The organism is Flavobacterium sp. 120, assembly GCF_003633605.1.
Classification (GTDB): domain Bacteria; phylum Bacteroidota; class Bacteroidia; order Flavobacteriales; family Flavobacteriaceae; genus Flavobacterium; species Flavobacterium algoritolerans.
Window position 1 is genome coordinate 1899575 of the sequence record NZ_RBKZ01000001.1, and the last position, 14479, is coordinate 1914053.

The 14479-nt window shown below is 33.1% G+C and carries 13 protein-coding genes; 10 read left to right on the plus strand and 3 right to left on the minus strand.

Annotation, left to right across the window (positions count from 1 at the left end):
• The first annotated feature begins 35 nt into the window (after window positions 1-35).
• From C8C87_RS08200 to C8C87_RS08245, 10 genes are all read left to right on the plus strand, one after another.
• On the plus strand, window positions 36-956 hold the full coding sequence (locus C8C87_RS08200; protein WP_121342249.1) for a geranylgeranylglycerol-phosphate geranylgeranyltransferase: 921 nt from the start codon (window positions 36-38) through the stop codon (window positions 954-956).
• Window positions 949-1533: a Maf-like protein gene (locus C8C87_RS08205; RefSeq protein WP_121342250.1), complete on the plus strand. Its 585-nt coding sequence runs from the start codon at window positions 949-951 to the stop codon at window positions 1531-1533. Before C8C87_RS08200 ends, C8C87_RS08205 begins: the two co-directional genes overlap by 8 nt.
• 13 nt (window positions 1534-1546) lie before the next feature.
• Window positions 1547-2077 carry a mechanosensitive ion channel domain-containing protein gene (locus C8C87_RS08210; RefSeq protein WP_099716316.1) on the plus strand — a complete coding sequence of 177 codons (531 nt, stop codon included), beginning with the start codon at window positions 1547-1549 and terminating at the stop codon, window positions 2075-2077.
• 190 nt (window positions 2078-2267) lie between these two features.
• Window positions 2268-3467, plus strand: coding sequence for an AI-2E family transporter (locus C8C87_RS08215; protein ID WP_121342251.1), 1200 nt, complete (start codon window positions 2268-2270; stop codon window positions 3465-3467).
• Window positions 3468-3678: 211 nt separating this feature from the next.
• Window positions 3679-5400, plus strand: a complete 1722-nt coding sequence (locus C8C87_RS08220) for a hypothetical protein (RefSeq protein WP_233550018.1) — start codon at window positions 3679-3681, stop codon at window positions 5398-5400.
• A 190-nt stretch (window positions 5401-5590) separates the two neighbouring features.
• Entirely contained in the window at window positions 5591-5908 is a 318-nt protein-coding gene (locus C8C87_RS08225) for a hypothetical protein (RefSeq protein WP_121342253.1), read from the plus strand.
• A gap of 176 nt (window positions 5909-6084) precedes the next feature.
• Entirely contained in the window at window positions 6085-6588 is a 504-nt protein-coding gene (locus C8C87_RS08230; RefSeq protein ID WP_121342254.1) for a hypothetical protein, read from the plus strand.
• 179 nt (window positions 6589-6767) lie between these two features.
• Window positions 6768-7295 (plus strand): hypothetical protein, encoded by a 528-nt coding sequence (locus C8C87_RS08235; protein WP_121342255.1) that lies wholly within the window; start codon window positions 6768-6770, stop codon window positions 7293-7295.
• A 138-nt stretch (window positions 7296-7433) separates the two neighbouring features.
• Entirely contained in the window at window positions 7434-9965 is a 2532-nt protein-coding gene (locus tag C8C87_RS08240) for a PIG-L family deacetylase (protein ID WP_121342256.1), read from the plus strand.
• Between the two features lie 122 nt (window positions 9966-10087).
• The gene (locus C8C87_RS08245) at window positions 10088-11812 is read left to right on the plus strand and encodes a sodium:solute symporter (protein WP_121342257.1); all 1725 of its coding nucleotides are present in this window, start codon (window positions 10088-10090) and stop codon (window positions 11810-11812) included.
• Window positions 11813-12120: 308 nt separating this feature from the next.
• On the opposite strand, the gene C8C87_RS08250 is transcribed toward C8C87_RS08245, so the two are convergent.
• From C8C87_RS08250 to C8C87_RS08260, 3 genes are all read right to left on the minus strand, one after another.
• Window positions 12121-12966, minus strand: coding sequence for a DUF2911 domain-containing protein (locus C8C87_RS08250; RefSeq protein WP_099715261.1), 846 nt, complete (start codon window positions 12964-12966; stop codon window positions 12121-12123).
• Between the two features lie 51 nt (window positions 12967-13017).
• Window positions 13018-13692 carry an HAD family phosphatase gene (locus C8C87_RS08255; protein ID WP_099715260.1) on the minus strand — a complete coding sequence of 225 codons (675 nt, stop codon included), beginning with the start codon at window positions 13690-13692 and terminating at the stop codon, window positions 13018-13020.
• 66 nt (window positions 13693-13758) lie between these two features.
• Complete coding sequence (locus C8C87_RS08260) at window positions 13759-14472, minus strand: ThiF family adenylyltransferase (RefSeq protein WP_099715259.1); 714 nt, start codon at window positions 14470-14472, stop codon at window positions 13759-13761.
• Window positions 14473-14479 lie beyond the last annotated feature (7 nt).

The window sequence follows — 14479 nt, forward strand, 5'->3', positions numbered from 1 at the left end:
TCTGAATACTGAACACTGAACACTGAACACTAAATATGAAGTTCCTTAAACTAATCCGATACCAGAACCTATTGATGCTTGCTTTTATGCAGCTTATTTTCCGGTATGTTTTTTTTAAATTTCAGAATATTCCTTTGGCATTAGCTGATTGGCAATATGGATTATTGGTTTTATCAACCATTTTTATCGCTGCGGGTGGATATGTCATCAATAATATTTTTGATCAAAACACAGATACTATAAACAAACCGAACAATGTAATTGTAGGCAAAACCATTTCTGAAACCAATGCCTATAATATATACATTGGGCTTACTGTTACTGGTGTAGCTATTGGCTTTTATTTATCAAATGTTATAGTAAAACCGGGCTTTGCGTCTATTTTTATTCTAATTGCCGCGACGCTTTATTTGTATGCTACAAGTCTGAAACAAATGATGATTATTGGTAATGTTATTGTGGCATTGTTGCTTTCTTTTAGTGTGATTATCATTGGGATTTTTGATTTATTTCCAACGATTCATGAAGGAAACCAACAGCAATTGGGAGTTGTTTTTTCTATTCTTTTAGATTACGCCCTATTCACTTTCTTTCTTAATTTTATGAGAGAAATTGTTAAAGATCTAGAAGATGTTGATGGTGATTACAACCAAGGAATGAACACATTGCCAATTGCAATAGGCAAATCCAGAACTGCAAAAATAGTTTTTGGACTGAGCTTTATTCCTATCCTTTTTATGGTGTATTACATCAATAAATACCTACTTGAGTTAGTGTTTACAACTGTATATTTATTGCTTTTTGTCGTGGGACCATTGTTTTATTTCACCGTAAAAATTTGGACTGCAAAATCCAAAAAAGAGTTTCATGCGCTGAGTTTGCTGTTAAAATGGATTCTGTTATTTGGAATTCTGTCTGTTGTTGTTATAAGTTTAAATATAAAATACAATGCTTAAAAATAAATTAAAAAAATACACTTTAATTCTGGCTTCGGGTTCACCAAGACGCCAGCAATTCTTCAAGGATTTAGACTTGGATTTTGAAATTCGATTGAAAGAAATTGAAGAAATTTATCCTCCAGAATTGAAAGCAGAAGAAATCACTAATTATTTAGCTGTATTGAAAGCAAGCGCTTTTGAAGGAGAGTTAAAATCGAATGAAATTCTGGTAACCAGCGATACCATCGTTTGGCATAACAATACCGCTTTGGGTAAACCAAAAAATGAGCAAGATGCCTTTGAAATCTTAAAATCATTATCAAATACAACGCACGAAGTAATCACTTCTGTTTGTTTTAAAACCAATGAAAAAGCGGATGTAATGCACGAAGTTACCAAAGTTACTTTCAATGAATTAAGCGACGAATCGATTCGTTATTATTTAGACAACTACAAACCTTATGATAAAGCCGGAGCCTATGGTATCCAGGAATGGATTGGTTTTATCGGCGTTTCAAAAATTGAAGGTTCCTATGCAAATGTGATGGGAATGCCTACGGATAAAGTATATGAATATTTAAGTAAATTAGCATAATTAAATTATGGATATGGCCTTTTTTCAAGAATACACAAGAGAACTGATTGCAACTGGAATTCTGGGAATTTTGCTGATATTATTCCGTATTCTTTCTACAAAACTGGTTCGAAGCTATGCAAAATCGAATCAAACGCTGGAACACAGAACCAATTTAGTGATTAAATACATTCATTTATTCATCAATATTTTGGTGGTTATTGCCTTAATAATCATTTGGGGAGTTCAGACCAAAGATATTTTTATTGCACTCTCGTCTATCACAACTGTTGTGGGTGTTGCGATGTTTGCCCAATGGTCAATTTTGAGTAACATCACATCTGGTGTTATTTTGTTTTTTTCTTTTCCGTTTAAAATTGGTGACGTAATAAAAATCCATGATAAAGATTTCCCCATTGAAGCAGAGATTGAGGATATTGGAGCTTTTCATGTGTATTTAAAAACTATCGATGGAGAAAAAATCATTTACCCTAATAATCTGCTCTTGCAAAAAGGGATTTCGATACTGAAAGACCATTTTGATGATAAAGAATTCATGGATTAATCAGCATTTTATAAAAATATAATTATCAATTCATTCTATTTTGCAAATCGATTGATTAAAAGTGATAATTTTACAACTATTGATGAGAAATATATAATACTTTAATTTCTTTAATTCTTCATATTTGTCAATTAAAAACAGTACGATTCAGGATTGAATGGTAAATGCGTTATTTAAAAAATAAGAAAATATGAATGACATCTTAAAATTTCCGTTTTATGCCAAACTAACCCTGGTTTTATTGGGTTTAATAGCGCTTACTTTTATATTTTATATCGGTCAGGATATTTTGGTTCCCATAATGATGTCGTTTTTATTTGCTATTTTATTGTATCCTATCGTTCAATTTTTTAAATCAAAACTCTATTTTCCGCATGTTTTGGCGGTAATGTTGGCAGTAATTTTATTTGTGTTGATTTTCATTGGACTCTTTGTTTTTCTATCATTTCAAATTAGTGATTTTGCAGCTGATTTTGATAAAATTGAAAAAAACATCAACATTCATCTCCGAAATATTCAAGGATTTATCAGAGACAATTTTCATTTAAGTTCTTGGGAACAGAAGCAATATATTGATACCGCTACTGAGGATTCCATGGAAAAAGGAAAAGAGTTGATTGGTACTACTTTAATGTCGTTTACGGATACTTTGGTAAATTTGACATTGATACCTATTTATACTTTTTTAATTCTTTTATACAGAACTCATTTTTTACTGTTTTTATCCAAGTTGTTCAAAAAAGAAAACCATGAACAATTGAAAGATATCTTGACAAACATAAGAGTGGCCATCAACAGTTACATCGTGGGTTTAATCATTGAAATGATTTTAGTCTCAACAATGACAACACTTGGATTTATGGTTATAGGTGTGAAATACGCTATTTTGCTGGGAATTATAACCGGAATCTTAAATCTGATTCCTTATATAGGAATACTTTTTGCAGGAGTGCTAAGTATTGTGGCTTCGCTAACTGGTTCTCCGGATTTATCTATAATTGTTGGTGTAATTGTGATTACCATAATTGTTCAGTTAATTGATAATAACATTCTAGTTCCTTTGATTGTAAGTTCCAAAGTAGAAATAAATGCGTTTGTATCGATTATTGGAATTATCATAGGTGGCGCAATTGCGGGAGTTTCCGGTATGTTTTTAGCACTTCCAATTCTCGCGGTCCTTAAAGTAATTTTTGATAGAATTGAATTTTTAGAACCTTGGGGATACCTGATGGGAGATCATTTACCAAAAACGTATACCTGGCATAATATTAAATTACCGTTGTTTGATTCTGAATCAACACCAAAGAAAACTATCATCAAAACCGATATTGTAGTTCCGGTTTTTACTGAAACAACAACTGAAAAAGAAGCTAATAAAACCAATGAATAGTTTCTAAAATAGTATATTCGACTATTCAAATTCTGAATTATGTTAATTCGAACTCATACTAAAAGATTTTTTCTTTTGTTTCGTTAACAATGTTTAAAATTATTTTTTTATCATGTTTAAAAAACAAAGACTGGTTCTAATTATTTTGATTTTCTGCTGCTATCAGATTTCTTTTTCTCAAGTAGACAAAAAGGAAAAAGATTCTTCAGGGATGTATAAACAAATCCAGACCTATTCCAAGAAAAATAAATTTACTAAACTTCTTCATAAATTAGTTTTCAGACCTGTTAATGTAAAAACCAAAAAGAAAAAAATAGTTCCGAAAAAATTCAAAGACTTTGAAGGGAAAATTATCCGAAACATCAATATTGTCACTTTAGACCCTTTTGGTTATTCCGAAATTGACACTACAAAAAAAGCTAGAAATTGGGCTGAGCGAACCGGAAACAGAATTCACATTAAAACGAACAGACTTGCCATTAAGAATTTATTGCTTATCAAAAAAAACAAGCCTTTAGATTCCTTATTGGTAAAAGAATCTGAGCGTTTAATACGAACACAACGCTATATCAGCCGTGTGGATGTAAGCCCGCAATTGATTCAAAACAATAAGGATTCCGTAGATATTTACATTCGGGTTTTAGATTCTTGGAGTATAATTCCAAAAGGTTCCATATCAAGTTCCAGAAGCAGTTTTGAACTGAACGACAGAAACATTCTGGGTTCCGGTCATGAATTTAATAATGAATTCAGAAACAGATTCAGTGATGGAAAAAATGCTTATCGCGTAGCCTACACGATTCCAAATTTCAAAAATACATTCATTAAAACCACTGTAAATTATCGTATAGATTTCGACGATTATTATGGTAAAAGTATCAATATTGAACGCCTGTTCTATTCTCCATTTACAAAATGGGCTGGCGGAATCTATTTTGACAAACAGTTTAGAAAAGATACACTTCCTGATAGTAATGCCGCTTTTGCTTACCAAAATTTCAAATACAACTCACAGGATGTATGGTTTGGTCGTGCCTTTAGGATTTTTAAAAGTAATACGGAGAGTGACAGAACTACAAATTTAGTAGTTGCCGGTCGGTTTTTGAATGTAAAATATCTGGAGAGTCCAACAATTGATTACGATCCCAATGATTTTTATTCTGATGAAAAATTTTCGCTAATCGGAATTGGAATCACCTCCCGAAAGTTCGTTCAAGACAGCTATATTTTCAAGAATGGAATTATAGAAGATGTACCCATTGGAAAAATATTTGGAATAACTTCGGGCTATCAACATAAAAACAATCAAGGACGTTACTATCTAGGAGCTCGGGCAGCTTTTGGAAATTTTTACAAATGGGGATTTCTAAGTGCCAATTTTGAACTGGGTACTTTTTTTGAAAAATCAAACACGAAACAGAATGCTTTTTCTTTTCAAGCTAATTACTTTACTAATTTGATGAGCATTGGGAAATGGAAATTGCGACAATTTGTTAAACCTCAATTAATTATTGGTTCCAATCGCGTAAATGTTATAGGTGACCAACTTAATATTAATGAAAATTACGGAATTCAAGGATTTAATAGTGCAAATTATGGAACTGAAAAAGCAATCCTAACGTTGCAAACTCAAGCCTATGCACCATGGAATCTTTGGGGATTTCGATTAAACCCTTATTTTAACTATTCAATTGCTATGCTGGGAAATCCTGAAAAAGGATTATTGGAAAATAAAGCATATTCCAAAATTGGGATTGGGTTAATAATAAACAATGATTTTTTAGTATTTAGCTCTTTCCAAATTTCACTTTCGTACTATCCCTCCATACCGGGTAATGGTGAAAATATTTTCAAAACCAACTCTTTTGAAACTACTGATTTTGGCTTTCAGGATTTTGAATTAGGCAAGCCACGTACGGTTATTTTCAAATAACAAACGTTAATCCGGTAATCTTAATTTTGAACAAAACCAATCTAAAGGCTTAACTTTAAAAACATTAAAGTAAAAAAATAATTCAATAGTGTAAATTATATAATTTAATATCATAATTATATAAGATTACATCTGTTAATTTTACTTACTTTTATATTATAATAAATTAATAACTAAAACTCTAAAAGAAATGAAAAAAGTCACCTTTTATTTAATGATGATGGTATTATCATTAAGTGTTGTTCCAACTCAAATGTTAGCTGTAGAAAAAAATCCAACTTCGGTTTCAAACAACCCAAAAGAAGTTCCTGCTGAAGTTAAAGTATTGCTTAATCGTCTAGACGAAATAAAAGCAATGGATAAATCTTCTTTGAATTCTTCAGAGAAAAAAGAATTAAGAAAAGAAGTACGTGCCATTAAAGCCGAATTAAAATCTACAGGAAATGGTGTATACTTATCTGTAGGTGCAATTATAATAGTTATCCTTTTATTGATCCTTTTATTGTAAATAAATTTATAACTGTAGAAAAAGGAAACGAGCCTTCGTTTCCTTTTTTTATGAAGTAAAATAACACAATAAAATGTTAAATATATGATATTGGCACAATTGTTGGCTTTATCATAAAGAGATAAAATAGTAACTAAAAATTACTATCTATTAATTACTAATTAAAATTTTGAAAAATGAAAACATTAAAATTAATCATCGCAGGAATTATACTTTTTGCATCCACAAATACGATGCAAGCACAAGTTTCGGTAAATGTAAATATAGGTACTCCACCAGCTTGGGGTCCCGCTGGTTATTCAGCTGTAGATTATTATTATTTACCGGATATTCAAGCTTATTATGATATCAGAGCCACACAGTTTATTTATTTTGGTGGAGGAAAATGGATTCGTTCCAGAAATCTACCTAATCAATACAGAAACTATAACTTGTACAATGGTTACAAAGTAGTCTTAAACGATTATCATGGTTCAAGACCATACAGTAACTTTAATACCCATAAAGTAAAATATTACAAAGGATACAAAGGTAAACCACAAAAATCTATCGGTTCTAATCGTGGGAATAATAACAAAGTATACCAAAGTAACTGGAATAAAGGGAACGGAAACGGAAATAATGGGAACGGAAACGGGAACAAAGGTGGAAAAGGGAATAATGGAAATGGAAAACATTAATACCGATTTCATATCATTAATAAAGAGAGTCTCAGCAATGAGGCTCTCTTTTTTTTAGCACGTTAATCCTTAATTAAATGTTAACTTTTTCGTTTTGGCACAGTTGTTGATTTTATTCAAAAAGCATCGTAATAACGAGCTATTATAAAAAAATTATTACTAATTAAATATTTGAAAAAATGAGAACATTAAAACTAATCGCCGTAGGAATTATCCTTTTTGCATCAAGTACTATACATGCACAAGTCTCAGTAAGTTTAAACATAGGCACAGCTCCATCTTGGGGACCGGTAGGATATGCAGAAGCAGAATATTATTATTTACCAGATGTAGAAGCTTATTATGACGTAAGAGCCACACAGTTTATTTATTTTGGTGGAGGAAGATGGATACGTTCAAGATACCTACCAAACCAATATAGAAACTATGATTTATATGGTGGATACAAAGTAGTATTAAACGATTATCATGGTTCAAGACCTTACAACCATTTCAAAAGTCATAAAGTAAAATATTACAGAGGATATCATGGAAGAGAACAAAGAAATATAGGATATAACAATAACCGTAGAGTATATGTAAACCAAAGAGGAAATGATAATCATAGAAGATATGATAATGATAACCGTAGAGAATATAAAAAACATGATAACCGAAATGGACATGGAAATGGTCGTGGTAACGGAAACGGACGTGATAGAGATTAATCACAATATTATTTAAAAGAGAGAGGGAACCTAAATGGGTTTTCTCTCTTTTTTTTATTATTAAAGAAAACCCAAAACATTTCAGAAGAAATTATTTAATTCCTACATTTGAAGTTACTGCAAATTAAATTTTAAAAAATGCAAAAAAAATACGTATCAGCTATTCTAATCTTTCTTTTATGTTGCCAAATAACAATTGCGCAACAACCCCAAAAACCAAATTCTGTTGAAATTTACAATCAAATCCAAAAGCTTAATTTTCTTGGTTCGGTACTTTATATAGCAGCACATCCTGATGATGAAAATACCCGATTAATTTCTTATTTATCCAATGAGCAAAAAGCCCGAACGGGATATTTGTCTTTGACTCGCGGTGATGGTGGTCAAAACTTAATAGGCACACAATTGCGGGAATTATTAGGTGTAATAAGAACCCAAGAACTTATTGAAGCTAGAAAAGTTGATGGAGGAGAACAATTTTTTTCTCGTGCCAATGATTTTGGATTTTCGAAAAACCCAACAGAAACATTAGCCATTTGGGATAAAGAAAAAGTATTGGCAGACGTTATTTGGGCCATCCGAAAATTTCAACCCGATGTAATTGTCAACAGGTTTGATCATCGATCTCCAGGAACTACACACGGTCATCATACTTCATCGGCAATGTTGAGTGTAGAAAGCTTTGAACTGGCCAACGATCCAACTATTTTTCCGGAACAATTACAATTTGTAAAACCTTGGCAAACCAAACGCCAGTTTTTTAATACTTCTTGGTGGTTTTATGGAACTATCGAAAAATTTAATGCTGCCGATAAAAAGAATTTAATTGCCCTGCAAACTGGAGTTTATTATGCCGGATTAGGAAAATCAAATCAAGAAATAGCAGCATTAAGCCGCAGCCGTCATCAATCGCAAGGTTTTGGAAGCACAGGAGCGCGTGGTGAAGAAACAGAATATTTAGAGTTTATAAATGGAGATGCTTTAAAAGAAAAAAAATCTCTTTTTGAAGGAATTGACACCTCTTGGAACCGAGTAAAAGGAGGAAAAGCTATAGGAGAATTATTAACAACTATTGCAGCGGAGTTCAACCACAATAATCCTTCGGCAAGTATTCCAAATTTGGCGAAAGCCTACGCTATGATGAAAGCTTTGGATGAAAATCACTGGGCACCATTGAAATCCGCAGCCATAAAAGAAATTATAGCAGCCTGTTCCGGTTTGTATCTTGAAGCCGTAGCCCAAAATCAGGAAGCGACTCCCGGTAGCACTATAAAACTGAAACTTGAAGCCATTAACCGAAGTTCAGCGCCAATACAATTAGTGAGTGTGACCACTTTACCCGAACAAATAAGCACTCCTCAAAACCGCGAATTAAAAAATAATGTTCTAAACAACATCAACTTAGATTTAAAGTTACCCGAATCAATTAACTACACACAACCGTATTGGTTAAGAGAAAACGGAACCGTGGGAATGTATGCCGTAAATCAGCAACAAAATATAGGAATTCCGGATATTATTCGGGAAGCTAAAGTGGTCTTTAACGTTCAAATCAACGGAATAGAAATACCATTTGAGCGAACTGTAATTTATAAATACAATGATGATGTAAAAGGCGAAGTGTATAATTATCTCGACATCGTTCCTGATGTTACCACTTCAATTCTGGACAAAGTATTGCTTTTTAAAGATACCAAAATCAAGTATGTAGGTGTAAAAATCAAAGCTGGTAAAGATGCCGTAAAGGGAAATCTGCAGCTTGAACTTCCTCAAAACTGGGGTGTTTCTCCAAAATCGATTCCTTTTAACATCCAAAAAAAGGGAACGGAACAAGTTGTTTATTTTGAGGTAACTGCGCCAAATAAATCTGAAGAAGCCGTGGCCAAAAGCGTGGCGATAATTGACAATAAACGATTTGACAAAGAACAAATCATCATTAATTATGACCACATCACCAAACAGCAAGTTTTAAAATCAGCTGAAGCCAAATGCATCAAAACAGATTTAAAAACGAATGAAGAACGAATTGCATATATTATGGGTGCCGGAGACGAAGTTCCTAGTAGCTTGACTCAGTTGGGATACACCGTTACACTGCTTAAACCTGAAGAAATAACTCCTGAGAAATTAGAAAATTTTGATGTAGTTATGACTGGTGTTCGTGCTTATAATACCGTTGCTGCATTAGCGAATAAGCAAAATATTCTTTTTGATTTTGTAAAAGGAGGAAAAACAATGCTCGTTCAATACAATACTGCTGGTGATCTCGTAACCGAAAATATCGCGCCTTATCCATTAAAACTGTCCCGCGACCGTGTAACGGAAGAAGATGCCGAAGTCCGATTTTTAGCACCAAACCATCCCGTTTTGAATTTTCCTAACAAAATCACTTCTAAAGATTTTCAAGGTTGGAAACAAGAGCAAGGATTGTATTACCCAAGTGAATATGACAAAGCCTTCACTCCTATTCTATCATCCAATGATAAAGGAGAAACTCCAAAAAATGGGGCTTTACTAATTGCTCCTTACGGAAAAGGACACTATATTTATACGGGCTTAAGCTTTTTTAGAGAATTACCCGAAGGCGTTACCGGTGCGTATAAATTAATTTCCAATATCATTTCACTAAAATCATCTGAAACTATTCCTCCACAAAAAATCAAGCCTTAACCCAATCTAAAATGGAAACAAAAAAAATAAAAACCTGGAAGAAAAATTATACCTGGGTACTTGTAGCCAATGCAATATACATCCTGATCTTTTGTCTCATCATGAAATTATACTCTTAAATTATGCAATTATTTGATTGGGTTATACTCATAGTTACTTTATTGTTCATCGTAATTTACGGTGCTTGGAAAACTAAAGGAAGTAAAAATGTTGAAGACTTTATTCTGGGTAGTAATGAAACACCTTGGCACATTGTGGGACTTTCTGTTATGGCAACACAAGCCAGTGCAATTACATTTCTTTCCACTCCAGGACAAGCCTATCATGACGGAATGGGATTTGTACAATTCTACTTTGGATTGCCAATTGCTATGGTGGTAATTTGCGTCACCTTTATCCCTTTATACCACAAATACAAAGTATATACGGCTTATGAATACCTCGAAAAAAGATTTGATTTAAAAACCCGTTCCCTTGCTGCCATTCTTTTCTTGTTCCAAAGAGGTTTAGGAACTGGATTGACCATTTATGCGCCAGCAATTATTTTGTCAGCAATATTAGGTTGGAATCTTACGTACATGAATATTATTATTGGTGTATTGGTTATCATTTATACTTTTTCGGGAGGAACAAAAGCGGTCAATGTAACTCAGAAACAACAAATGTTTGTGATTATGTCGGGAATGCTAATCACCTTTTTTCTGATATTGCATTATTTACCTAATGATATGACATTTACCAGTGCGTTGCATATCGCTGGCGCAAATGACAAAATGAATATTGTCAATTTTTCTTTTGATCCGGAAGAAAAATATACTTTTTGGAGCGGAATTACAGGAGGTTTTTTCCTAGCATTAGCTTATTTTGGAACTGACCAATCGCAGGTAGGGCGTTATTTATCAGGGAAATCAGTTCGGGAAAGTCAAATGGGGCTAATTATGAACGGACTTTTAAAAGTACCAATGCAGTTTTTCATATTACTTACCGGAGTTATGGTTTTTGTTTTTTTCCAATTCAATCCTGTTCCGTTAAATTTTAATCCAAACAACAAAGCCATGATTGAAAAATCGGCTTACAAAGGTGAATACAATGCTTTGGAGAAAAAATTAGGCGATTTATCCGAAGATAAAAAAGTAATTAATCTGTTGTATATTGATCAGCTCAATCAAGATTATGACAATCCAATCCTTCGAAAAGAATTAGTGGCTTTGTCCAATAAAGAAAAAGATTTAAGAGATCGGGCTAAAGAAATAATCCTGAAAGCCGATAGCAACAGTGAAACCAATGATAAAGATTATGTGTTTTTCCATTTTATCCTTAATTATTTACCCAAAGGACTTATTGGTTTGTTGTTGGCCGTTATCATTTCAGCCGCCATGTCTTCTACCGCTTCAGGACTGAATGCATTGGCATCTACAACCGCAATTGATATTTACAAACGGAATGTAAAAGAAGAAAAATCAGAAAGACATTATCTGTATGCTACAAAATTCTTCACCTTATTGTGGGGAGTTATTGCAATACTTTTTGCGTGTATTGGAACGTTGTTTGAAAATTTAATTCAATTGGTAAACATCATTGGATCCATATTTTACGGAACTGTATTGGGAATCTTTTTAGTTGGTTTTTACATACACAAGGTACAATCCAAAGCTATTTTTTACAGTGCCGTAGTAAGTCAGATTACTATTTTCATCATATATTATTACGCCATTTATATTTTCCCAAGCGGAGAAGAAAAATTGGGTTATTTATGGCTTAATTTCATTGGAGCAATGTTAACGATTGTTATTTCGTTGCTGTTACAATGGACTATTTTCAGAAAACAGAAAGCAATTGCAGCCTAAATAAAAATTGTAAAACAAATTATTGTTTTAGTTTTTAAAAACTATTAACCTCAGATTCACAGACTTTTATATTGATAATCTGTGATTCTGCGGTTATTTTTTTAGCTTATGAATGTTGCTTATTTAACTTCTTCTATTGAGAAAATGTCACCTACCTCGGAAACGAGCGATAGCGAACTGGCGAAGCAATGATAATTCTATGAATACTTTATTCGCAACCATTTAATAAATTATACAGTCCAAAAATTTCAAAAAAAATCCCGTCTCGATAATCAAGACGGGATTTTTTTGTAAAACAGTTAGAATAATTAGTTTTTACTCCACTCTGCAATACTGTCTTTATTCATTTTTACGTAATCTTGGTTTTTAGCAATTTCAGCCGCTGCAAGAGATAATTTAGCCGTTTCGATAGCGCCTTTTTTATCTCCAAGTTTTGCTTGAATCAGTGACTTCAATCTGTTGTACCAAAATGGTTTGTCTTTAGACATATCCAACGCTTTGTTTACATAAACCAATGCTTTTGCATTGTCACCATTTGATTGAAACAAAAATTGAGCAGCAGAAAAATAATCTGCTCCAGTTGGTCCCGCTAATGCTTTCTCGATATTAGCCGTTGCTTTTTGTTGTGTAGGTACTTCAAATTTTACAGCTGCATATGAGTTCTCCCAGTATATTTCTAAAAATGCAAAATTGTTGTCTAAACCTCCAATTCCAATAGTGAAAGTTTCCACACTTTTATTCAAAGTTTCTGGTTTAACAGTAGCTCTAAGCGCCACATTTTCTTCTTTCCACTCTTCTGGATTCCCCCAGTTATCAGTAGTTTTATAAAATATTATTTCCCAGCTTTCTATTTTTGGAATAGTGTACAAAGAATATTTTCCTTTTTTCAAGGTTTTACCATCAATAACAACATCGTCGCTAAAAGATACGGTTGTATTTTCATTAGCTCCAGTTCTCCATACTTTTCCAAAAGGAATCAAGTTACCAAAAACAGCTCTTCCTTTTGCGCTTGGTCTTGAATAATTAATCTCAACATCTGTCAAACCTACGGCTTGCATGATTGTCGATTTTGGACTTGACTGAGGTGTTTTTACTTGTGCCTCAATGGTGAAATTTGCTATAATAATGGCAAATACAATGATTATTTTTTTCATGTTTTAAATTTTTATGATTTCCAAATTTACAAATTCAGTGGCTTTCAAATGTTAATTATTCCTTAATTTAGAATCAATATTCTTAACAGCATCAAAACCTAATTCATTAAAATGATTAATAACAAAATCTGCTTCTGATAAATCTTGCGCCTCAGAGTGAATACTGTTGTAACCTACACACAAAATTCCAGCAGCTTTAGCCGCTTTTATCCCATTCGTGCTGTCTTCAATGACGATACAGCTTTCTTTTGGTGCAATTGATAAACTTGCTGCATGTTCAAAAATAGCAGGATGTGGTTTCGATTTAGGAAAATCTTCCCCGCTTACCACGTGCGTAAAATAGTCATGTAACTTAAATCTGGAAAACACACGTTCAATAGTAACTTTGGATGCCGAAGAAGCCAGAATCAACTGCATGCCATTTTGATGCAATTCTTTAATAAGATTTTCAACACCTTGCAGTAATTCTAAATCAGCTTTACTATCAAAAGCATCATTAAAGATGTTCCGTTTTCTTTGAATTAAATCTTCTACTTCCTGTTCAATCACAAAAACCTCTTTCAATTTCTGAAACGTATTTCGAGTAGAAAAACCGGTAAATGAAGTATACATTTCCTCTGTAACAGTAATATTTAATTCCTCGAATTGTTTGAAATAAGCATAACGGTGTACGGGTTCAGTGTCGACAATTACACCATCCATGTCAAAAATTACGGTTTGTATCATTTTTTTTAGATTATTAAACTTTTTAGATTTTAAGACTGTTTATTTTTTAGAACTGAACACTGACCTCTATTTTTTAAGTAAATAGCGAATCACGGTTTCTGCGGCATACAAACCAAATAACCCTGGCATGTAACTATTGGTTCCATAAAATGATTTTTTAAAATTGGATCCATCAGTCATTTTCAAACTCGTTTCGTCCTGAATCTCAGAAGAAAAAACCACTTTCAATTTATCAATTTTCACTTCTTTCAATCGTCTTCTGATGGTTTTAGCAAAGTAACAATTCACGGTATTGGTAATATCCGTCACTTTCACTTTTGAAGCTTCCATTTTTCCGCCAGCGCCCATACTGCTGATGATTTTTACTCTTTTTCGCTTGGCACCAATAATCAAATTCAACTTTGGAGTCACACTATCAATGCAATCCAAAACATAATCAAATTCCTCTGAAACAATCTCGAAAGCACGCTCAGGCGAAAGAAATTCCTGTACGCGAGTCAATTTTAATTCTGGATTGATGTCCATTAATCGATCACCGACAATAGTCACTTTGGGTTGCCCTACTGTCGAATGTAAAGCGGGCAATTGTCGGTTTATGTTTGTAATATCAACTACATCGCCATCAACAATAGTCATGGTACCCACTCCTGCTCTTGCCAAAAATTCGGCAGCGAAAGAACCAACACCGCCCAATCCTACAACCAATACATTTGCATTTTTCAAATTATCTAAACCTTCTTTTTTGAATAAAAGTTCGGCTCTTTCTGTCCACTCTGCCATAATAAAA

Bases quoted from the DNA above. Each gene is read 5' to 3' on its own strand.
- C8C87_RS08200 (WP_121342249.1), top strand. From the start codon at position 36: ATGAAGTTCCTTAAACTAATCCGATACCAGAACCTATTGATGCTTGCT.
- C8C87_RS08205 (WP_121342250.1), top strand. From the start codon at position 949: ATGCTTAAAAATAAATTAAAAAAATACACTTTAATTCTGGCTTCGGGT.
- C8C87_RS08210 (WP_099716316.1), top strand. From the start codon at position 1,547: ATGGCCTTTTTTCAAGAATACACAAGAGAACTGATTGCAACTGGAATT.
- C8C87_RS08215 (WP_121342251.1), top strand. From the start codon at position 2,268: ATGAATGACATCTTAAAATTTCCGTTTTATGCCAAACTAACCCTGGTT.
- C8C87_RS08220 (WP_233550018.1), top strand. From the start codon at position 3,679: ATGTATAAACAAATCCAGACCTATTCCAAGAAAAATAAATTTACTAAA.
- C8C87_RS08225 (WP_121342253.1), top strand. From the start codon at position 5,591: ATGAAAAAAGTCACCTTTTATTTAATGATGATGGTATTATCATTAAGT.
- C8C87_RS08230 (WP_121342254.1), top strand. From the start codon at position 6,085: ATGAAAACATTAAAATTAATCATCGCAGGAATTATACTTTTTGCATCC.
- C8C87_RS08235 (WP_121342255.1), top strand. From the start codon at position 6,768: ATGAGAACATTAAAACTAATCGCCGTAGGAATTATCCTTTTTGCATCA.
- C8C87_RS08240 (WP_121342256.1), top strand. From the start codon at position 7,434: ATGCAAAAAAAATACGTATCAGCTATTCTAATCTTTCTTTTATGTTGC.
- C8C87_RS08245 (WP_121342257.1), top strand. From the start codon at position 10,088: ATGCAATTATTTGATTGGGTTATACTCATAGTTACTTTATTGTTCATC.
- C8C87_RS08250 (WP_099715261.1), bottom strand. From the start codon at position 12,966: ATGAAAAAAATAATCATTGTATTTGCCATTATTATAGCAAATTTCACC.
- C8C87_RS08255 (WP_099715260.1), bottom strand. From the start codon at position 13,692: ATGATACAAACCGTAATTTTTGACATGGATGGTGTAATTGTCGACACT.
- C8C87_RS08260 (WP_099715259.1), bottom strand. From the start codon at position 14,472: ATGGCAGAGTGGACAGAAAGAGCCGAACTTTTATTCAAAAAAGAAGGT.